The sequence below is a fragment of the Pseudoalteromonas sp. McH1-7 genome, from assembly GCF_013366255.1.
GTDB classification, from domain to species: domain Bacteria; phylum Pseudomonadota; class Gammaproteobacteria; order Enterobacterales; family Alteromonadaceae; genus Pseudoalteromonas; species Pseudoalteromonas peptidolytica.
The window spans coordinates 131,580-152,245 of sequence record NZ_JABWPQ010000006.1; the positions used below are offsets into that span (position 1 = coordinate 131,580).

At 41.7% G+C, this 20,666-nt stretch carries 14 protein-coding genes; 9 read left to right on the top strand and 5 right to left on the bottom strand.

Going from position 1 to position 20,666, the window contains the following annotated elements; genetic code table 11:
• Window positions 1-98 precede the first annotated feature (98 nt).
• From apbC to HUZ36_RS06280, 3 genes are all read left to right on the top strand, one after another.
• Window positions 99-1,202 carry an iron-sulfur cluster carrier protein ApbC gene (gene apbC, locus HUZ36_RS06270; protein WP_176032375.1) on the top strand — a complete coding sequence of 368 codons (1,104 nt, stop codon included), beginning with the start codon at window positions 99-101 and terminating at the stop codon, window positions 1,200-1,202.
• Window positions 1,203-1,204: 2 nt separating this feature from the next.
• Window positions 1,205-1,789 carry a dCTP deaminase gene (dcd, locus tag HUZ36_RS06275; protein WP_147390691.1) on the top strand — a complete coding sequence of 195 codons (585 nt, stop codon included), beginning with the start codon at window positions 1,205-1,207 and terminating at the stop codon, window positions 1,787-1,789.
• Window positions 1,790-2,486: 697 nt separating this feature from the next.
• The gene (locus HUZ36_RS06280; protein WP_176032376.1) at window positions 2,487-4,952 is read left to right on the top strand and encodes an EAL domain-containing protein; all 2,466 of its coding nucleotides are present in this window, start codon (window positions 2,487-2,489) and stop codon (window positions 4,950-4,952) included.
• Here the strand turns inward: HUZ36_RS06280 and HUZ36_RS06285 are convergent.
• Together HUZ36_RS06285 and HUZ36_RS06290 are read right to left on the bottom strand one after the other, a co-directional pair.
• Entirely contained in the window at window positions 4,912-5,712 is an 801-nt protein-coding gene (locus HUZ36_RS06285) for a CLCA_X family protein (protein ID WP_176032377.1), read from the bottom strand. The two genes, HUZ36_RS06280 and HUZ36_RS06285, sit on opposite strands and share 41 nt — an antisense overlap.
• A gap of 7 nt (window positions 5,713-5,719) precedes the next feature.
• Window positions 5,720-6,340 (bottom strand): tRNA-uridine aminocarboxypropyltransferase, encoded by a 621-nt coding sequence (locus tag HUZ36_RS06290; protein ID WP_247652029.1) that lies wholly within the window; start codon window positions 6,338-6,340, stop codon window positions 5,720-5,722.
• Window positions 6,341-6,428: 88 nt separating this feature from the next.
• Here HUZ36_RS06290 and HUZ36_RS06295 point away from each other — a divergent pair, with 88 nt between their 5' ends.
• Complete coding sequence (locus HUZ36_RS06295; protein WP_125252678.1) at window positions 6,429-6,773, top strand: Hpt domain-containing protein; 345 nt, start codon at window positions 6,429-6,431, stop codon at window positions 6,771-6,773.
• A 351-nt stretch (window positions 6,774-7,124) separates the two neighbouring features.
• Window positions 7,125-8,339 carry a pyridoxal phosphate-dependent aminotransferase gene (locus HUZ36_RS06300; protein WP_125252679.1) on the top strand — a complete coding sequence of 405 codons (1,215 nt, stop codon included), beginning with the start codon at window positions 7,125-7,127 and terminating at the stop codon, window positions 8,337-8,339.
• 320 nt (window positions 8,340-8,659) lie between these two features.
• Here the strand turns inward: HUZ36_RS06300 and HUZ36_RS06305 are convergent, their stop codons facing one another.
• The gene (locus tag HUZ36_RS06305) at window positions 8,660-11,821 is read right to left on the bottom strand and encodes an efflux RND transporter permease subunit (RefSeq protein ID WP_176032378.1); all 3,162 of its coding nucleotides are present in this window, start codon (window positions 11,819-11,821) and stop codon (window positions 8,660-8,662) included.
• Between the two features lie 6 nt (window positions 11,822-11,827).
• A complete protein-coding gene (locus tag HUZ36_RS06310; protein WP_176032379.1) occupies window positions 11,828-13,003 on the bottom strand; it encodes an efflux RND transporter periplasmic adaptor subunit in 1,176 nt (391 codons plus the stop codon).
• Window positions 13,004-13,408: 405 nt separating this feature from the next.
• Here HUZ36_RS06310 and HUZ36_RS06315 point away from each other — a divergent pair, with 405 nt between their 5' ends.
• Window positions 13,409-13,705 (top strand): YkgJ family cysteine cluster protein, encoded by a 297-nt coding sequence (locus tag HUZ36_RS06315; RefSeq protein ID WP_125252769.1) that lies wholly within the window; start codon window positions 13,409-13,411, stop codon window positions 13,703-13,705.
• A 188-nt stretch (window positions 13,706-13,893) separates the two neighbouring features.
• Here HUZ36_RS06315 and HUZ36_RS06320 read toward each other — a convergent pair whose 3' ends face one another.
• A complete protein-coding gene (locus tag HUZ36_RS06320; RefSeq protein WP_176032380.1) occupies window positions 13,894-16,131 on the bottom strand; it encodes a ricin-type beta-trefoil lectin domain protein in 2,238 nt (745 codons plus the stop codon).
• A 275-nt stretch (window positions 16,132-16,406) separates the two neighbouring features.
• Here HUZ36_RS06320 and HUZ36_RS06325 point away from each other — a divergent pair, with 275 nt between their 5' ends.
• The 3 genes from HUZ36_RS06325 (at window position 16,407) to HUZ36_RS06335 (ending at window position 20,518) form a co-directional block, all read left to right on the top strand.
• Window positions 16,407-17,456, top strand: coding sequence for a peptidase inhibitor family I36 protein (locus HUZ36_RS06325; RefSeq protein WP_176032381.1), 1,050 nt, complete (start codon window positions 16,407-16,409; stop codon window positions 17,454-17,456).
• A gap of 45 nt (window positions 17,457-17,501) precedes the next feature.
• Window positions 17,502-19,124, top strand: a complete 1,623-nt coding sequence (locus HUZ36_RS06330; protein ID WP_176032382.1) for a hypothetical protein — start codon at window positions 17,502-17,504, stop codon at window positions 19,122-19,124.
• 581 nt (window positions 19,125-19,705) lie between these two features.
• A complete protein-coding gene (locus tag HUZ36_RS06335; RefSeq protein ID WP_176032383.1) occupies window positions 19,706-20,518 on the top strand; it encodes a hypothetical protein in 813 nt (270 codons plus the stop codon).
• Window positions 20,519-20,666 lie beyond the last annotated feature (148 nt).

The window sequence follows — 20,666 nt, forward strand, 5'->3', positions numbered from 1 at the left end:
CTTTGTTCAGACCATGAACCGCGAATTGACTGGTTTTAATGTGTTGAATGTTACATAATTCCGAGGCTATTTTCATCACCCAGAGGAGTTTAATTTGTATGTTTGGACTGGAAAAATGGTTTGCCAGAGGAAAAAATACCAAACAAGCAATAATTGAGCTTTTAAGTGGCTATCGCAGTGCTGCATTACCAGTGGGAATTGATGCGAATTGGGTGATTAAAGTACAAGAGTCAAACAAGCAAATTCAAGTACATATTAACTTCCCGTTTGCTATTCAATGTGATCAAGAAATATCTAGCTACTTGAAGCAACATCTAAATAAGCCTGTTGAGGTGATATCTGACGTTATTGTTGTCGGTCGACCAAAATTTAAAGCCATTAAACATATTATTCTTGTTGCCTCAGGCAAGGGCGGGGTGGGTAAGTCAACGACGGCGATTAATCTAGCCTACGCGCTGCGTGCTCAAGGCGCAAAAGTGGGTGTTTTAGATGCCGATATTTACGGGCCCTCATTACCAAGTTTGCTGGCTCTTGAGGACGAAAAACCTCAGGCAAAAGATGATAAAACCTTACTACCAATTGAAAAGGCGGGAATTAAAGCCATGTCTATCGGCTTTTTGGTTCCAGCAGAAAATGCCACAGTTTGGCGAGGTCCAATGGCTTCTCAAGCACTTACCCAATTGCTAAATGAAACAGAGTGGGGCGAGCTGGATTATCTGATTGTAGACATGCCGCCTGGCACCGGGGATATTCAGCTTACAATGACGCAAAAAGTGCCAGCCAGTGGCGCTGTGATCGTCACTACCCCTCAGACGCTGGCGCTGGCGGATGCGCAAAAGGGTATCGCGATGTTTGAAAAGGTGCAGTTGCCTATTTTAGGACTGGTTGAAAATATGAGTTACTTCAATTGTGAGCAGTGTGGCAGCCGCAACCAAATTTTTGGTCACTCTGGTGGTACTGCATTGGCAAGTCGATATGGTGTACCTTTACTCGCGGAAGTGCCGCTTAATGACCAAATCAGAGTAGCGACAGAACAAGGTAAAGATATTGTTGCTTTGACTCCTCAGCCAAACCAGCAAAACGAAACGGATAATCATGATATAGCCGATCATTATGTTGATTGTGCCCAACTGGTTGCCAGTATGTTATATTATCAATCAAACTCAACGTCGGGTGTTGAGATTGTGATGACGGAAGATTAAGAATGAGATTATCGGATACCCACATTCGAGAAGCGATAGAACAAAAGCGTATAGTTATAGAGCCTACGCCTGAACCAGATATGATTTCAGGGGTAACGGTAGATTTGAGACTTGGTAACAAGTTTAGAGTATTCCAAGATCATGCCGCACCTTATGTAGATCTCAGTGGCCCAAAAGATCAGATCAATGCCGCGATGGAGTCAATCATGAGTGATGAAATTGTGTTAGAAGATGGTCAAGCTTTTTTCTTGCACCCTGGGGAGCTTGCGCTGGCGATGACGTTTGAAAAAGTAACGCTACCTGCTGATCTCGTTGGCTGGCTTGATGGCCGTTCGTCTTTGGCACGGCTTGGTTTAATGGTTCACGTTACCGCGCATCGTATTGACCCCGGTTGGTCAGGCAATATTGTTCTAGAGTTCTACAATTCAGGCAAGTTGCCTTTGGCACTTAGACCAAACATGAAAATCGGTGCGATGAGTTTTGAAACTATGACCTGCGCCGCTGAGTTTCCATACAATGAACGTAAAGACGCAAAGTATAAAGATCAAAATAGCGCCGTTGCGTCTCGCATCAGTGATGATAAATAACTAACTTGAGCTGCTGGTAATTAATACTTACTCGCAGCTCACGTGAGCTCGGTTATTATCAAATTTTCTGGCTATCAATGACTGCCATTAACTATGCGCAACTATTCTTTGATAGTCTATCAATGCCATCACTCTATCTGCACAGTTGGTATTAAATGTTTTTCACCACACTGACATTTCAGACAACGAGGGTATTTTAAGCGAAGGCTACACGACAGCCCGCTCTTATGATAGGCTCAACACGGCCCTCAAATAAGGTGCTAGGAAAGGGCGATAAAATTATACCCGGCTGATAAGCTGTGTAGTTACATTAATCTTAGACTGTCTCTCAAACCTCTCCATAACGATTTAAATTCAATAATATTTTTGCATTTACTCTGAACCTCACCATACTTATGTTAGTAGTCACCGTCATGGTGAACAGCAAAACGATTAGAAAACAACCTGAGCTTCGGATAATTAATTAATGTCGTTCTAGCTGCCGGTTTTAGCGCTAACTGCGTTGAATTGACTCCCAATAGCCAGCTATTGGTGCGTAAATTCGCCTTGTTGTCCCTAAAACTGTCTGGCTAGATAAGAGCGTAGTTTAATGTGGTCTCAAAAACAATGAGTTGACGCATTCGAGTTGACGCATTCCTTATCCAAACCTCCGGTTAAATACGTAACTCGGTATAAAAGTGAAGCAAGGAGAAAAAGTATGTGGCTTAGCGTAGCTAGATATGCCGCACTGATGCTCGCTACTATATATTGTGTGTTTACAGCTGCATCTGTAACGCTTAACCAGTACACGCTAAAAGCAATAGATGGAAACCCTGAAATATCAGCGGGTTACGGCGCTTTCTCAGACGCTACGTTCACAGCATCAAAGGGTACTGTGTCAATACCCAAGGGGGTTGACGTTTGGCTTCGTGTTCAAGTTCCCGAGTCGATGCTAAACAGCAAAGTAGTGGTGTCTATTGAGCGACCTTCGCTTGGTGGTGTAGAGTTTTACTTGATGGCGACAGATGATAGTTTATATCCTGTGAGTGAGCTTAATAATTCGCCCTCGCTACCCAATCTTTCCCCTCATTTTATCTTTGAGCCGAACACGTCAAGCCGTGTTGTATTCGCCAAAATAAGTTCACCTTATGTTTCTACCTCAGAGGTCGAGATTATACCTTACAGCAACTACGTGAAAACGACCAATGTACGGCTGTTTTTCATGGGAGTGTTTTTTGGAGTAATGTGCCTGATCAGTATTTTTATGTTGAGTACAGGAATAATTTCAAAGCGCACCAGTTTGCTCGCCGTCGGTGGGTACCTGTTATCTTTGGCACTATTATATGTTGCTCATAAAGGACTCACTGACGTTGTGATAAGCTATCAAAATAGTGCTAATTTTATGCACTTTAGTGATAGTTTCATGTGCTTCTCACTTGGATTTTGTCTCCTGTTCTTTCATTATTTTCTGACGCAAAATCGGCTAGCAAGAAAGTTCAAATCAGGAATCAAGTTGATAGCTGGAGTATATGTTTTGATTGGGATTACTGCTGCCGTTGCCAACGTTGATTTACCGTTTGCGATGCAGTCAACAATGGTTATTGTGGCGATCGTTTTGAGCGCCATTATTTTAGCTAGTCAAGATAAAAGCAGTGCAAAAGAAGTGTATTTCTGTGTGGCGATTTGGTCTCCTATAGTGGCTGTATTAATAGGGTTTGCGGCAAGCCAGACTATCAACAATACCACAGAGCATGTGTCGATAGTGAATGACATTCTAATTGCTTTACACTTGATATTGCTGCTTTTGTTTGTAATTTGGCATGATGCTGAAAAAAGACGCATTTATATCCATTATGCACAGTTTGATAAAGAAACAGCACTTCCTAATAAGTTCGCTCTTTTCGGTGCTCTTGCAAAACTTGAAGAGCAGAATAAGCCCCATACGTTATTGCTTTTTAAACCGTTAATATTACCATCTATTCGACTGAATTTTGGTCTGACGTTTGCGAATCAACATATTAGTAAACTCTTTAAAGAAGTGCATGAGCAAATTAATACGTATGGTAGTGCAGCTGTTGCAAATAAAGGAGATACACATATTTACCGACTGGAAGACCAAGTCTTCGCGATAGTGCTTGATGGTAAAATTGAAGTCAGTCAAGTTGAACAGTATGTTTGTATTTTATCATCCGTTTTTGAGGAAGGGGTGTGGTATAAAGATACCAAAATTGTCGATAGCTTGGATGTGGGTGTAGCAAATTATCCAATGCACGCCAAAACAACTGAAAAGCTGGTACAACGCGCCTTGCAGGCGCTAAATACCAAAACGCACAATGGCCAACGATGGCACTTGTTTGACGTTGAAAGTTCAATGTCTAGTGAGCGTCAATTAAAATTGACCTCTTTTTTAAAAAGTGCAATAGAACAAGAACAGTTTAGCTTATTTTTCCAGCCTCAAGTTGACCTTAAAACAGGAAGAGTGTTTGGCTCTGAAGTGTTAATTAGGTGGTTGCAACCTGATCTTGGCTATATACCACCCGATGAGTTTATACCGATTGCTGAGTCATCCGGCCAAATCTACGAGATCACCGAATGGGTGGTGGAGCAGGCGTTAAAATACCAAGCTCAGATCACGAAGCAAATTCCTGAGCATGTAATTTCTATAAATGTCTCGGGACGAGATCTTAGCCGCCGAGAATTATCAGTGCAGCTCATCACGCTTATCAATGAGTTATCACTGGCACCGTCTCAAATAATGATTGAAATTACAGAGTCTGTGACGATTGGTAATGAAACTGAGCTTAAAGGTATGCTTGATGATTATCGTTCGATAGGAGTCAAAGTTGCGATAGATGATTTTGGCACAGGATACTCATCGCTTGCTTACTTGAGTAAATTGGGTTTTGATGAATTAAAAATCGATAAAAGCTTTGTAATGGATATAGAAACCTCAAAAAGCAATCAAACTATCTGTAAAGCAACGTGTGATATGGCACATAGTTTGGGGTCAAAAGTGGTGGCTGAAGGTGTCGAAGATATCAATAGCTATATTCGCTTGCAGGCTTATGGCTGTGACTACGCTCAAGGTTATTTTATTTCTCGGCCGTTACCGTTTAATGAGTTTTTAAGTTGGCTGGAAAAAGTTAACTCTGCTTCTGATATAAAATCGTTCCTAATTCGCTAAAGTAGCGATGAATTATCTTTGCACAGTGCGTTCTGTGTCTTTGGAGTGGGTAGATCCCCAATTTCTCTTGCTCAGAGCCTTTTATGCCTCCTGCGAGAAATGAGTTTTCAATGTCGTCATGATAGGCAATCACCGCTTCAAACATTCGTGCAGTGAGTTCTTCTGGCTGCGCGTAGTAGACTTGTTTATTTGCTTTATCAGCAAGCTTAGCGACATGAAAATACTCATTTGGCTGCGCTTTGTTCTCAGTCAGTAGCACGGCAGCATAAAAATCAGATAAGATATTATTGAGAGGGTGAGCGATTGTATTTGTGGATAAAAGCCATGCTGAAGATGCAAAAGCCTGTGTTGGCTGTTTGATCAAATGTTGACAAATATAGTGGTCAAAAGCGTGCCACCACTCATGGGCAAGTGCACCACCACCGGCGTTTTTTGCGAGTGCAAGTGTTCTGGCTGTTGGGGCGTAATGTGCTTGTACTCCTGGTCTTCCGCCTGTTCCAAAGGCAAAGTTCAAGGTTCCTCTTAGCCCTATTACTGTAGGTGGAACCCCAAGAATTTGTGCTAGATCGGCAAGGGAATCATAAATCAAGTTTGCAGATAAGCGTGACTCCTCAGGCGTTACCCAGCTGCCAATAGTCATGGTTTTGAATCCGAAAGTCAGCTTTATTTCGCTAAAGTCGACCTGATCGCCAAAGCGATAATCTGGACCATTACGACCATATCCTTGGTGCAATCTTGAGCGTTTTGTGATCTGGTTCATCGGTAATTCAATATCTCGCTTTTACGTCGACAGGCATTAATTTCATCTGCTCTTCGACCATGCCTTTTTGTAATGTATAAAGTGCATCCACATTACAGGAGTCAATGAGGTTAAGAAAATGCGCTGTAGCCTCCAAAGTTGATAAACTGTACTTATGCTTTGATTTTCTGATGGTGTATTCGCTGGCATCAACCGTATCAAATTTGAGACTTGGCAAATGGTGTAGCCATGGATTTAATTGATAAAGTTTGGTCGCTTTTTTCCAGGTTCCATCAAGGACAATAACAGCATGTAAGTTAGCGTATTCATCGCGTTGTTGAACCAGCGATTGAGCTTGGTCATTAGGGTAAAGCAGCGCGACGTGTTTTTGTTCGCAATATGCTTTTAGATTATCGAAGTCTCGTTCATTTTCTCCAACCACTATTTGTATGTTACGTAATTGCAAAGCGAGTAACTTTGCGGTGTTTTTTGCTACTTTTGCCTCGCTCGGATGCTGCATAACAACCACTTCAATTGAGTTATCTATTAATTCACTGATGTATGAACAAACACAGGTTTGAAGGGGAAAGGCACAAACAGGACAAGTATTACGCTTCATAAAGACAAAAAGTTTTAAAAAAGATGGCATATTTTACCATATCTATTGCGTATTTACTTTGCACAAGAAACTAGATTTGGCTAGCATAAGTAATAGCATATAAAATTTAAGGAAAATTATGAGCATCGTAATAGATGAAAGCGCCTTAGAAAACATGCAAATGTTGCTAGGGGAGCAGTTTGAAGACACCGTTCATTTTTGTTGTTCGGAATTTGAGCGTTTGGCATCGGAATTAATGTTAAGTTTGAATCACGACCAAGAGGCTGCTATTCGTCATGCTCATAGCTTAAAATCTAACGCAGCTCAATTTGGGGCGTCTAGCTTGAGCGACCTAGCAAAAACCTTAGAACATGCACTAATACAAAACGATCAGGGCGTTGTTGACAATGCGATCCAAGAGTTATCTTCCCAAGTTGTAGGTTCAAAATCTAAGCTAGAGCAATGGTTGAGTGTCAAAACATAGCTAGACTGAATATAGGTCGGTGATACGACCTCTTTTTCCTTTTTGGGTCAGAATGTTCATCCCGCGTCGTTCTAAACAACGTGTTTAGTTATATTTTTCGCTTAAAAATCGACAGAGCACTAATGCCACGTATGGTATCATTCAACGCCAAGTCAGATTATTACCATTACATCCTAAATATTGCTTGCTGAGGTTGAAACAACATAGTGCTCAGCTTTGGTCATTGTCGTCAGTCAGTACTTGTCTAATACTCCGTATCTTGTAGTAATTTTTACCGCACAAAAAGTGATTGCCAGCGTAGCATTAATACAGCATTGTGATATATGCTTGAGCAAATTGAGGGGGGAATAAATGCTACAAATAACAAAAAGTAATAAATTAAATGGGGTAAGTTACGACATTCGTGGCCCAGTTTTAGAGCAGGCAAAAAAGATGGAAGATGAGGGCATGAAAGTGCTCAAGCTAAATATTGGTAACCCTGCTGCGTTTGGCTTTGATATGCCAGAGGATATGCACCGAGACATTATAAAGAACCTTTACTCGGCACAAGGATACTGCGACTCGAAGGGGTTATATTCTGCCAGAGTGGCTGTCTATCAGTACTATCAACAAAAAAGCTTCCCGAATATAAGCGTCGATAATATTTTTATTGGTAACGGTGTTAGTGAGCTAATTCAAATGACGGCACAAGCGTTACTTAATGATGCAGATGAAGTGTTAATTCCTGCACCAGACTATCCACTTTGGACAGCTGCAGTGAAGTTATCAGGAGGTGAACCGGTTCACTACCTTTGTGATGAGCAACAAGATTGGTTTCCGGATATTGAAGATATAAAAAGTAAAATCACAAGTAAAACAAAAGCACTTGTCCTTATTAATCCAAACAATCCCACAGGTGCAGTTTACGATAAGGCGCTTCTTGAATCTCTCATTAATATCGCCAGAGAGCACAAGCTTTTACTGCTAAGTGATGAAATATACGAAAAAATTCTTTATGACAATGCCGAGCACTTTTCGATAGCTAGTTTATGTGACGATATTCCAGTGATCACGTTTAATGGTCTTGCCAAAACATATAGAGCTGCGGGGATCCGCATGGGGTGGATGGTATTAAGTGGGAAACTTTCGGTTATGCAAGATCTCACCACCGGACTTGAAATGTTGGCCTCCATGCGGCTTTGTGCAAATGTGCCTGCGCAGTTTGCAATTCAGCAGGCGCTAGGTGGGATCCAGTCTATCGATCAGCTTGTAGAACCCGGGGGGCGATTGTATGAACAGCGTGATATTGCGTTCAATGGCCTGAATGACATTGAAGGGATAAGCTGCGTGAAGCCCAAAGGCGCACTGTATGCTTTTCCTAAGGTAGACATGCAGCGCTTTAATATTAAAAATGATGAACGTATGGTGCTGGATTTACTAAAAGAAGAAAAAATCTTGCTGGTTCATGGGCGAGCTTTTAATTGGCCAACAGCGGATCATTTTAGACTGGTGTTCTTACCACATAAAGACGATTTAGTGCCTTCAATGGAGCGAATAAAGCGCTTCTTTGCTCACTATCGTCAGTAAAAGCATAGAAGTGAGTTAATACCAATTAATTTTTAATACCTCCTTAATTTTAAAGGAGTAAATCTGGCATGAGGTGTGTTAATAATTTCTTATTTAGAACAACTAAAAAGCAATTTTTTTGCCTCAAAATAGATTATTTACTTAACCTGAGACTCGGGTAATTAGCTAACTAACTCATACTTTGCAGAACGCATTTTACAAACGATAAAAAGCTCGGAAAAGTTTCCGAGCTTTTTGGTGGGCTAGTAATGTAAATATATTTTTAGAACTAAAATTCGAAGAGGGGTAGTTCACCCCAATCCAAACGAAATGCTCAGAGTTTAATTGGTGTTAGATTTCAACTCAGTTGCTACCTTTGATTGCTCATGCCCGTCTTTTTTGAGCCACTTGCGACCAAGGCGTTTAACATCCTCCAGCGCAACATACTGACATGGAATAAGCACCAATGTGATCACTGTGGCGAAGAGTACACCAAAGGCCAGCGAAACAGCCATCGGGATCACTATCTTAGCCTGTAAACTAGTCTCCATAATGATAGGTACCAAACCGATAAACGTGGTAAGCGACGTTAAGAGAATCGCTCTAAAGCGTTTGCAGCCGGCTTCAACCGCTGCATCTTTCAAGCTAGTTCCTGCATCGCGTGCTTTATTGACGAAATCGACCATAACGAGGGAATCATTCACCACGACACCAGCAACTGCGATGATCCCAAAGAAAGATAGGCTACTCATGGTCATCCCTAAAACCATATGACCAAATACTGCACCAACTACTCCAAATGGGATAACCGACATGATAATAAGTGGTTGTGAGTAAGAGCGCAGTGGTATTGCGAGTAAGGCAAAGATGATCATCAACGAGAGCGCAAAATCGCGAATTTGCTCGGCAACACTATCCATCTCTTCTTGAACTCGCCCAGCAACAGCACTTTGTACACTTGGGTAATTTTTGAGTAAGCTCGGTAAGTATTCATCACGAATTTGTTTAGCAATTTCAAATGGCTGAGCTACTTCTGTATCTACTGAAGCCCATACGTTGATAGTGCGTTTGGCATTCTCGCGACGGATACGATTAACACCATCGACGAGTTTTACATCAGCGACTTCCACTAGCGGAACTTCAGCGCCTTGTGGTGTTAAGATGCGAACATCTTGGATGTCACTAATTGTATCACGATGTTCTTTTGGATAACGGATCATCACTTTAATCTCTTCACCATCGCGTAAGATACGTTGAGCTTCAAGACCATAGTAACTGAAGTTAACCTGAGAGGCGACGTCCGCCAAAGTGAGCCCAAGACTGTAGGCCAGTGGCTTAAGCTCTAACTGCACTTCATCGGTTGCAGATTGCATCGAGTCGTTAATGTCACCAACCCCTTCGATGGTGGCTAATTTATCTTTTAATTTAGCTGCGACTTCTTGTAGTGCAGCCTTTTCTCTACCTTCTAACCTAAAGCTAATATCGCCGTCATCACGTCCACCATTCATAATACTATCTTGAATGTTTAACGACTTCACTCCAGGCAGCGTGGGCATTGCATCACGCCACTTAGCACTCAATGCAAAAGTGTCGATTGGACGAGCGTCTGGTTCAACTAAGATAACCATGATGTTAGCACTGGTACGGCCATTCATGTTGACCATATAATCACGGATCATCTTTTTTCCATATTCAGCTTCGATTTCTTTATCAACACTAAGCACCATCTGTTCTATCTTTTGGATCGAGTTCAAAGTTGCTGTTTCTGATGACGATAAGTTCATATCAATAGAAATTCTTGGAAAGTCGTGTGGAATTTTAGGGTTAGCAACAAACTTAACTAAGCCACCAGCAAACATTCCTGCACTGACAATAAGTACAGCCAAAAATCCAACAATGACGGTATAACGGTAATGGATACAGCGGTTAATAAAAGGTCGATAGCTGTTTTCGATAAGACTTTGTAAGCCACGATCCATCTTTTCTCTTAACCGATGAAACGGGTTTTTTGGGTTGCTAGGTTTGTCCTTCATTGCTGCTAAGTGGGCAGGTAAAACTAGCTTAGATTCAACCAAAGAAAACAACAAACAAAGAATAATAACGCCACCAATGGCTTTAGAAAATGCAGCTGTTGGTCCTGTTGCTAGGGTTTGTGGCAAAAATGCAGCAACTGTTGTCAGTACTCCAAACGTTGCAGGAATTGCGACTCGCTTCACTCCTCGAACAACATTATCTAAGCTATGGCCATGCTTTTCGATTTCTGCGTGAGCGGATTCACCAACAACAATGGCGTCATCGACTACTATTCCTAACACGAGGATAAATGCAAACAGTGAGGCTAAGTTAATTGTGACGTCTAAAAAGCCAATAGGCATCATTAAAAATGCCCCCAAAAAACTCACTGGCAGCCCCATCATAACCCAAAATGCTAGACGAACACGTAAGAATAGCGCAAGCATTAACATAACCAATACGCCACCAAGCGCCATATTCTCTAACATCATGTTAAGGCGGCCATTTAGGTAGTAGGTCAAATCAATAAATGGTTCTAGTTCAACACCTTGTGGTAAAGCGCCTTTTTTAGCCTCCAAATAATTTTTTATCACAGAGGCGACTTTGGTAATGTCCTGATCTTTAGAGGCACTCACCTCAAACACAAGAGAATTTTTACCATTGTATTTCGAGTACTGTAAACCTTCTTCAAAACCATCATTAATGATGGCTACATCACCTAAATAGACTTGCGCGCCATCCGGTAGAGTCAACAGGGGGAGTTTTCTAAATTCATCACCACGGTATGCTTGATTTTCGACGCGCATTGAAATGTAACCATTTTCAGAACGGATTTGTCCTGCGGACATGTTTGCTGAAAAGTTTTTAACGGCGTCAGCAACGGCTCTAAAGCTCAGCCCATATTCACGCATTTTATCGGGGCTTATCTCTATTGATATTTCGTAATCCAGCCCGCCATCAAAGCGCACTAGGTTGACACCAGGGAGTGATAGCATCTCCTCGTGAATACGATTACCCAGTTCTTTGAGATCATGAGGAGTGAGATCGCCATTTAATGATAGCCACATCACCTCTTGTGTTGCTTTGTCATGGCGAACAATAGGGCGCTCCATACCCGAAGGGAATGTTGATACAGCATCAACTTGCATTTTTACTTCATCAAGCACCTCTTTGGTGTCGTACTGTTCATCCACTTCTATCCATGTTTGAGAGTAACCTCGGTTTGAGTAAGTAATTAGTCGTTTTATTCCTTCGAGTCCTTCCATGGATTCCTCGATTTTTATGGTGATACCTTCTTCGACTTCTTGAGGTGCTGCACCAGGGTATATAGCTTGGACACTAATCCAATTACTGTCGTATTGCGGAAACATCTGCTTGCGAATTGAGAATGCGGTGAGCAGTCCTCCTACGATAATAAAAATCATCAGTAGGTTGGCAGCGACAGGGTTTCTTGCAAACCAAGCGATTAGGCCTTTTTCTGTGCTTTGCATAATCACTTACTCCTCTTTAAGTGCCAGCTGTGTGTTGGCACTTTGCATGACAGCATCATCTATGCGTAGCTGCATTCCCTCTGAAGGGTAGTCTAGGGCTGAGGTGATAAGCTGTTGACCGGCGCTAACGCCATTATCTACAACGACCATACCGTTATATTCACGGATGATGTTAAGTTTTTTATAGCTGAGTTTATCTTGGTCATCGAGCGTCGCTACGCGCCCAGATTTAACTAAGTGGTGAGGGATAAGTGTTGCATTTTCAATTAATAGACCTTGAATTTCAGCATTAATGTAAGCACCAAACCTAAGTGGTTTTAGCAAATGACTGTAGGGTTGCTCAACTTGAGCCACAAGGTATGTCATCCGGCTTTTGTTATCTATTACTCCTTCACTGCGGACAATTTGTCCTTTCCAGCTCATAGACTGACCAGCCACGTCGGCGGTTAACATTACTTCAGCGCCTACGCCTTGTTGAGGTAGGTATTGTAGCTCTTTGTCTGCTACAGGGAGTCTAACTTCTGCGACAGAAGTTGCATTCAGTTTACCAAAGCCATTACCTGGGTTTACTACACTACCAAGACTGACAGTACGAGACTCAATAATTGCATCGTAAGGGGCGCGGATATAAGTACGTTCTAAGTTGCGCTTGGCACGTTTTACCGCAGCTTGTGCTGCTTTAAAGCGTGCTAGCTTCTCTGCAAGCTGTGGCTTTCTCAAATAAAGCTCTGATGGGATTTTTTCGTTCGCGTTGGCGGTTATTCGTTGCCACTCAGCTTTGGCAACTTGCACTTGAGCTTGTTCTATTTCTAGCGCAGAACTTGCCTGTGCCAGTGCAGCCTCGGCCTCAATAAGCGCAGCTTCGTAGTCATTAGGGTCGATACGCGCCAGTATATCACCTTCTTTGACAAAACCGCCTTTTACAAATTTCTCATCAAGCTCAATAACTTGGCCGCTTACTTGAGCGACTAACTCGGTACTATACTTAGGTGCGACGACACCGTATGAAGAGACGTTGAGTCGAACTGGTGCAACTTCAATTGGTTGAACCTGCACCAGTGGATGAGTGATTTCCTCTGGTTTTTCTTCTGGAGGCTGTTTCATTGCAGACATGGCAACAGCCGCTGCAATACCCACCGCGAGAACGGCAACCGGTAGAATGATTTGTTTTTTACTAGCCACGTTAAAATCCTTCCTGTTGAATGATTTTTAATAATCCAGATTAACGGCTCTGGATCATCGATAAGCTTAAGGATACGCGAATAGTTATGTCGAGGTGTTTAAATCCTACGGGAATATGTAACAAAGCTTTGCGTACCTAAATTAATCGTTACATTCTAAGGCAGCGTTGCCTCTGGCTCTAAGGAAAATCTAAGATTATCAATCAGTAAGATAAATCATAACATCTCCTTTTTGATACTTTATTTTTAAACATAAAAGGGTGAGCGAGTTACTACGACGAAACCTGAATTATCAGATTTACTATTTTATAGGTTGGCGTTTGTTGGTTACGTATAAAGAGTTGATGAGTAAGAATTGAATGTACTAAAATATACATCAATTTTAAAAACCTCAGGTGGTGCAAGTATGCCGGTTGGTACATTCATAGCTACAGATAGTTCCCCGTGTATTGATAAGGTGGGAAAAGGGTGTGGCGCATGCTGTGTGGCACCGTCCATTACAACACCTATTCCAGGGATGCCCGATGGAAAGCCTTCAGGTGTTCGATGTGTTCAGCTAGATAATAATGATTTGTGTAAGCTATTTGGAAAACCAGAAAGGCCTAAAGTCTGCTTGGACTTCGATGTCGATATAGACATTTGTTTCAACAACAAAGAGCATGCGTATACATACCTTATTGAATTAGAGAGTTTAACAGGCTAGACAGGAATTGGTTTCGTCTCCTGTAACTAAAATCGTACTAGTGTAACCAGAGAGTATACCGGCTTCTGTAGTATAGTTAGTATTTTGCTCGCTATTGTGTCGTCTGTGTTTTACGTCAGTCTTACTTGCTTTTGGTAATCGAGCGCAGGATAGTAAGAGCTACCCAAGGTAGCTCTTGATTTTATGTTTTAATTGCCTCTAGTAAAAACTTGCGCGGCGCTATTATTATCTTGATACTGAATAATATCCGTACCATTTGCCGAATTGGCTTCGAGTACATCTAAAGATAAAGCTGAATTGGCTAGTGGCTTGATACGCTCACCTGTCCAACTCCACTTCAAGTTAATATGGTCAGTACATTGATAAATAGTAACACTATCAAAGTCACCGGTGGCACCTGTGCTGTCAAGGCAGTATAGTGGGTTATGTTGATTTCTGATAAACCCTGTTGCCTCATCATATGCCCATTTTTGTCGTGCTGTGGTGTTACAATCCCATAATTGAACATTCAAGCCGTCATAGAAAGCGTCATTGCTTGGCTCAATACACTTACCGAGTGCCTTTATTTCGGTGTATTGTTTATCAATGATCGCTTTGGGGCCATTTATAATGTCAATTTTATCAAAGTTAAGCACTTTATGAGCAGTTCCACCACTTAACCTGATGGTGTTTGCTACTGTAGTATGATTAACATTGGCATCTCCTTTTGCGATGGTGAGATAAGCTGTGGCATTATATTCACCACCTGAACCGTTATCATTCCAATAAAAATGTGCTTGTCCGTCGACTAATAAATCATCGCGAACACATTTGATTGGCAGATTTGGACGACTTCTGTCGTGAGAGCGAACAGCCACATCGCCTAGGCAGGTATATCCGCTAGGAGCAACTGGGTGCCAAAAGGTGATATCGTATTTACCACCAGTTTTCCAATCATTCCACTTCCAATCATAACGAATTGGATCTGCCAATTTTCCTGAACCATCATCATAAACCACAATTGACTGACCTGGGTGGCGTGCATATCCAGAGGCGTGAGGGCCATCTGCGGCAAAGGCTGGGGTATCGCCAAGCATATACCAATTTGCACCAGGAAGCTTAGGGCGGTAGATGGCTAAGTTTAATCCGGCATCCGTATCTTCATCTGAATAATTGAAAGTATAATCGGTGACAATCGCCGCTTTTAAAAGTGACTCTTGCCGCGTCTCGTCGCTCAGCGCGATGCGGTCTTCTCCACTTAACCAGTGCTCGCCGTGACCTTTTGAGTAGTTAACCCAGTGATCGGTCAAAGCCGAAGCCATTTTTAACGACTCGTTTTGCTTAGACGTTTTTGGCACTGAGAAGCGGAAATCATCACCAAATTCACTTTGACATTGAGATTCACCTGTAGACCAAGGGCCGGTGGTAGTAGTGATTTTCCATTCTCCTTCTGGGTTTTCGCAAGCGAACTTAAAACTCAAGCCGCAGCTATCATCATAAAATCTACCTTGATGGCTCACAGCACAAGAGACGTTGTCAGTGCCACCCGTACCCGCAATAGCATCAGGTTGATTTTCCGCCCAACTCCAAACTGCTGCCTTCATACGAGCATCATTTTGCGCCGATAACCAATCAAAGCCGAACCACGTGCCACCACATTTTGATCTACCGCTCACTTCGTTTGGGCGTATATGAGTATCGGGTGTTGGATTATCTTCGTCTCGCTGTTCAAAAAACAAGGAAAACTTACCCTCGCCAGCATGTTTAGAACAGTTACTCCAAGGACCTTCATTACCTTCTTCTATGCCATTGTATTGAAACATCCATTCTTTTGAGATATCACTCTTGTCCGCTGACCATCCGAAAAATAATATTTGCTTACCTAAATCTAATAGATGTTTTGGTGTGAGGTCTGAAGGGATTGAGCTATAGCGACCCTCTGGACGGTACACAATATCGCCAATTTGCATCTGTATACCTTCACGGAAATATACCCAATCTTCAGTTTCTAGATTGCCATTTTCTATCTTAATAAGTAGCACTTGGTCTGGATTAGCTTTCGCCCATGTTGCGATTTCTCGTAGTGCGGTATCAAAGTAGATATACTCGCTAAGAGTACCGGCTGCTGTACTACAGCGACCTGAACTATGGCATAGATATAATGCACCGTACTCAACGTCGCGGGTGCGATAAATGTCGAGTTCTAAAATTCTTGCTCCAGCATTAAGCTGTGCTGTAATACTGATATCTTGGTTTTCATAAAGTTTTAAATTATAAGCATTTGAACTGTACGAATTATGAGTACCAGCATAAATACCATCAACTAACGGTACTTGCTTCTGTAACCGTGATTGATGGCTTAGCGCATCACTTGCCCAATCTGCCATAACTGGCGTTGCATTAGATAATGCAAGTGCAATAGCTGATGTCAAAATTGGTTTTTTCATATTTACTACTCCTTTCGTTAAATAACAAAAAATAAACCTTTTATTAGCATTTTCAGTTTTAATGTTGCCAAATTTTGCCGTGCTCGTCTGTCAAGTTATGTCGTTTGCTGTCGTTAATTGTAAGCATTAACCTACTGATATTTTTAATTGTTTGCTTTTGTCTTTTGCTCTGTTTTTCGCGTTGCCTTGATGATAAAAAAAGATGCCTGCTTGTTAATTTTTTGAGTTTTCAGTGGGGCATGTGATTTTAGAATTTCAATTTAAAGGGGATAACCTTGAGAAAAATAGTTCCACTTTATTTACTCGTTATGTCTGGACATAGCTGGGCTAATGACGATCAAGTTTGTTTGTACCGTGATCCTGGTTTTAATAACTTAATGGGGTGTTATGGTGTAGGCGCTTACAATGATATGAATGAGAAAAACAAAGTGTCATCCATAAAAGTAGGTAAAAATGTTGCCATGTCTGGTTTTGAGCGTTCCCATCAGCAGGATGATTACTTTACTAGTTTTGTTAGTATTAAAGAGCTTGGGGAGTATGACGATGATATGGATTCTTTTGTTGTATTTAATAAGCCAAGCCAACATTTTGCATGTCTTTGGCAGCATCCAAATCAACGCGGTACCGCATTTTGTGCCGCGGAGGGTCAGTCAGTATCAAATCTTAATCGCTTTAAGAATGAAACTTCATCGGTGAGTATTCATGGCGATGTAAAAATTATCGGTTATGAACGAGCTAATTTTTCTAGTTCGACAATGACTATGATGTTACCTGTAGCCGAGATGAGTTCCTTTAACGATGATATAGATTCATTTAAAGTAATAAAGCGCAGTAGCAATAACTTCGCCTGTATTTGGCAGCATCCAAATTATCGTGGCTCTGCACAATGCGCAGAGGCAGGGGAGAGCGTTAGTAACCTGACTAACATGATTAATTCTAATTCGTCTTTGCGGCTTTCTGGAGAGGTGACGTTTACGGGGTACTCTCACTCAAACTTTAGTGGCGAAAGTTTTACCAGTTACGAAGATATCGCCGAATTTGGTGAGTTTGATGATGATGTTGACTCTTTTAAAGTAGCACACCGCCCGAGTAATAATTATATTTGTCTGTGGGAACATCCAGAATATCGCGGTACTGCATTTTGTGCCGCTGAAGGTGAGCAAGTGTCCAATATGCATCGCTTTAAAAATGGCACTTCTGCTATTTCGATGCATGGCTCTGGGATTGGCTTAAAGGGCTTTAGTTATGATGACTTTAGAGGCGTGACTTTTGAGACTGATTATCCTATCAGTAAAATGTCTCACTTTAATGATGAAATTGATTAGTTCCAAATTGTTTCTGGGGTTTTTGGTATTGATAAAAAACGCTGGATGAGTGAAATATATCAGCATATTAAAGACAAAAAACTCTCACAAATTGTGATCCCCGGAACTCATGATAGTGGTTCTTATGATATTGAACAAGGCAACCCTTTGGTGAAAAAAGAGGATATTTTCACCAAGGCTTACGAGCTTGGTTTTGAAGAAATAGTGTTTAACTGGGATAAGACTCAGACTGATGACTTTAAAGCGCAACTAGAAGCCGGTTTTAGGTATTTGGACTTACGCGTTGCCGGCTTGCCTCAAGCTGATGGCAAGCTAAAATATGTGTGGTTTCACAGTGCAGCTGGAAGCAATGATTTAACTACATCGCTGCAACAGATTGCTGACTTTGCCAGTAATAACCCCGATGAAATTGTATTGTTAGAAATGAGTCGTTTTCATAAACCAGGTACTGACGGTAATAAAGTTGATGGTATGACTGAAGTTGAAAAACAAGCGTTTTTTGACAAGGTTGTGTCAGTGATGGGTGACAGAATGGTGACCAAAAGTTCACTTGCCAACAACTTTAACCCTACGGTTTCGCAGTTACTGTCGACCGGTAAGAATATCATGGTGATGATTTCTGGTAATACGAGTAACAACCCTCATGATGACAAGTTCTGGACAAATGGCTTTCGATATAAATTTAAAGGTGAAACAAACCCTGAAGGCCTATTTAACGAGAGACTTGGTAAGTTACAAGAATATTTACAAGATCCACAAGATACCATGAGCTATATGTCCGCTGCTGTCACACCTGATACGGCAAATATTATTGGTGGCCTACTGCGAGATCCGGGTTCTGTCGGCATGATCACCGGTATGTGTAGTGCAGGGGCATTTGCAACGGGACCATTAGCGCCATTAGCAGCTGCCGTATGTGGATTAGCAGCGCCAGCGATGCCCACTTTTGCGGCCTCAATGAGTTTTGAGGGTACGGCGAGCAACTTGATTGAGATGGCAAAGAAAGCCAACCGCGAAGGGATGGATTCCCGTAACAATGATTTATATACTTCTTTGCCTTCGGTTCATCATCAAGGTATCAATGACATGCTGCGTTGGTATGTTACCCGAGGCTATCCACTAAACGTGTTTGGTGTTGACGATTTTACCTCAAGTACAGGTGTTGAAACTGCAATTAAAGCCAACATGGGTGGCTTAAAACGCCGAGTTGGTGTGTTCTTCCAAGGTGACGGAAAAGACGGCTACTTATCATATACAGATGCTTACACCACTACTGGAGGGATTGACGGTAAGTTCTGTACAAGCCATCAATTGCGTTACAGTGTCCGTTCTGGCGGTATTATTTTGGTTAATGATACCCGTATAGGTGATGGTAAATATGTTGAGTTTGAGCGCGGTCAATTCCCACCAGATGCAGAGGTGCGTATTCAAGCTTCAAGTCCAGGTGCCGGTTGGCATAACGTGAGTAAACGAGATGGGACGGTCTGGCGTAATATTGAATCCATGATTGATAATCGCCAAGACGTGTATGTACGTGGTGCCGACCAAGGGTTCGGTTACGGAAAAGCGTGGGCCAGTGATGATTATCGTGCCCATGTAAATTGCTTTGGTAATATTGTTGGCAGTCCCAGTGACAGTGAAGACAACCTAGGATATGCCGGCTGGTAACATAGCCATATGCAACTAAAGCTTAAACACTTTGGCTTCAAAGGGGTGATAGACCCAGACTCATAACTGGGTCTATCCTTTTACTGTTGGGGTCGCTTACACGATACTTTCATTGTTGTCGTTAGTTGATGAGTGTTTGACACCGCGAATGGCTTTAAGGAGACTAACGTTACCTCGCTTACACTGCTGCTGTTAACTCTGCCATTCTTTTGGACTGAGGGTGTTGTGCACCGACACTCTACTCCTTGGGTGTTTTACATCATAATAACTCATTGCTTGTAAAGAGTATGCGTCATGGATCCAGCGTATGTCACGAACTGTGTGAACTTTTTGGGGGAGTTACACTTTGAGTGCTCAATAGCTGGAATTACTTTGAACTCTGAATCATAAATATAAAATATTACCACTTTTAACATGGCTGGGAATTTAACTTTCCATTAAGAACCAACTGGTTGAATTATTTAATTGAGCTTTTTGCTCTAAATTCAAACTATTTATAACACTTTATAACAGTTGTGCTATTTACAATATGATTTAATGCAAATGTTGCATTAGATAAAATATTACAAAAAGAGGGATTAATGAAAATACATATTACTGCGTCGTGCCTTATACTACTTACTACTCTTGCAGGCTGCGGTGGCGGCAGCGATAAAAATAAAAAAGTTGAAGAGGTGGATGTGAAATCGGGAGTTGATACGACCACTGATAACACGGTGAACGTGACTGAGAGCATCCTAGGTATTACCGCCATCAATATGACGAACATTGAATTAGACCATAACTACCACTATGTGAAGTCAGTGGGCGGCTCTCATACTGAAGTTAAGCGGACTACGTATAGTATCATGCCATACGTTACATCAGGTGGTGTGTTTTTACCTAAAGTAAATGAAACAGTAAAGTTCACCTTAGGCTTTCCTGGCCAAAATAAAGTCAGCGTGACAGCAAACAACGCAAACAATAAAGAGCAACTCACGTCGGGCTTTAGCACAGCCTTTAACGAACAAATCGATGATACATCTACTCTTTTGGTCACGTATCACAACGGTGAAACCGAGCTATCTCAGTCGCTTATTCATACCAATTTTGAGCCATCCTCACAAAGCGCTATTGTGATAGATGCGTTCGATTTATCAGAAAATGCAACATTGAATTTGGAGGGTAAATGTGCTGATGGCCAAAGTGCAAACTTAGTGCCTGGTGACTCCGATATTCACCATATTGTTTCGTGCAAAAATAATTCAGAACTGGTGTCGCTAACTGCAAAGTCAGGTTCAAATAGTGTTGTGATAGATTATAAATTTATCCTTAATCACCGTTATACACTGCTATTGGCAACAGACCACGAGAACAGCATTATTAGTACACTCATTAGTAAAGACTCATTCTAAGTTTTAGATTTGAATAGGATAAGAGCTAGTTGATTGTACTTACATGTAATCAAAGATTAGCCTTTTACTATGATAGAGATTGAAGAGTAGCTAAGCGCGAGCACTGACGCTAAGTTACTCATCTTATCCCTACATTCAAGCATAAAAA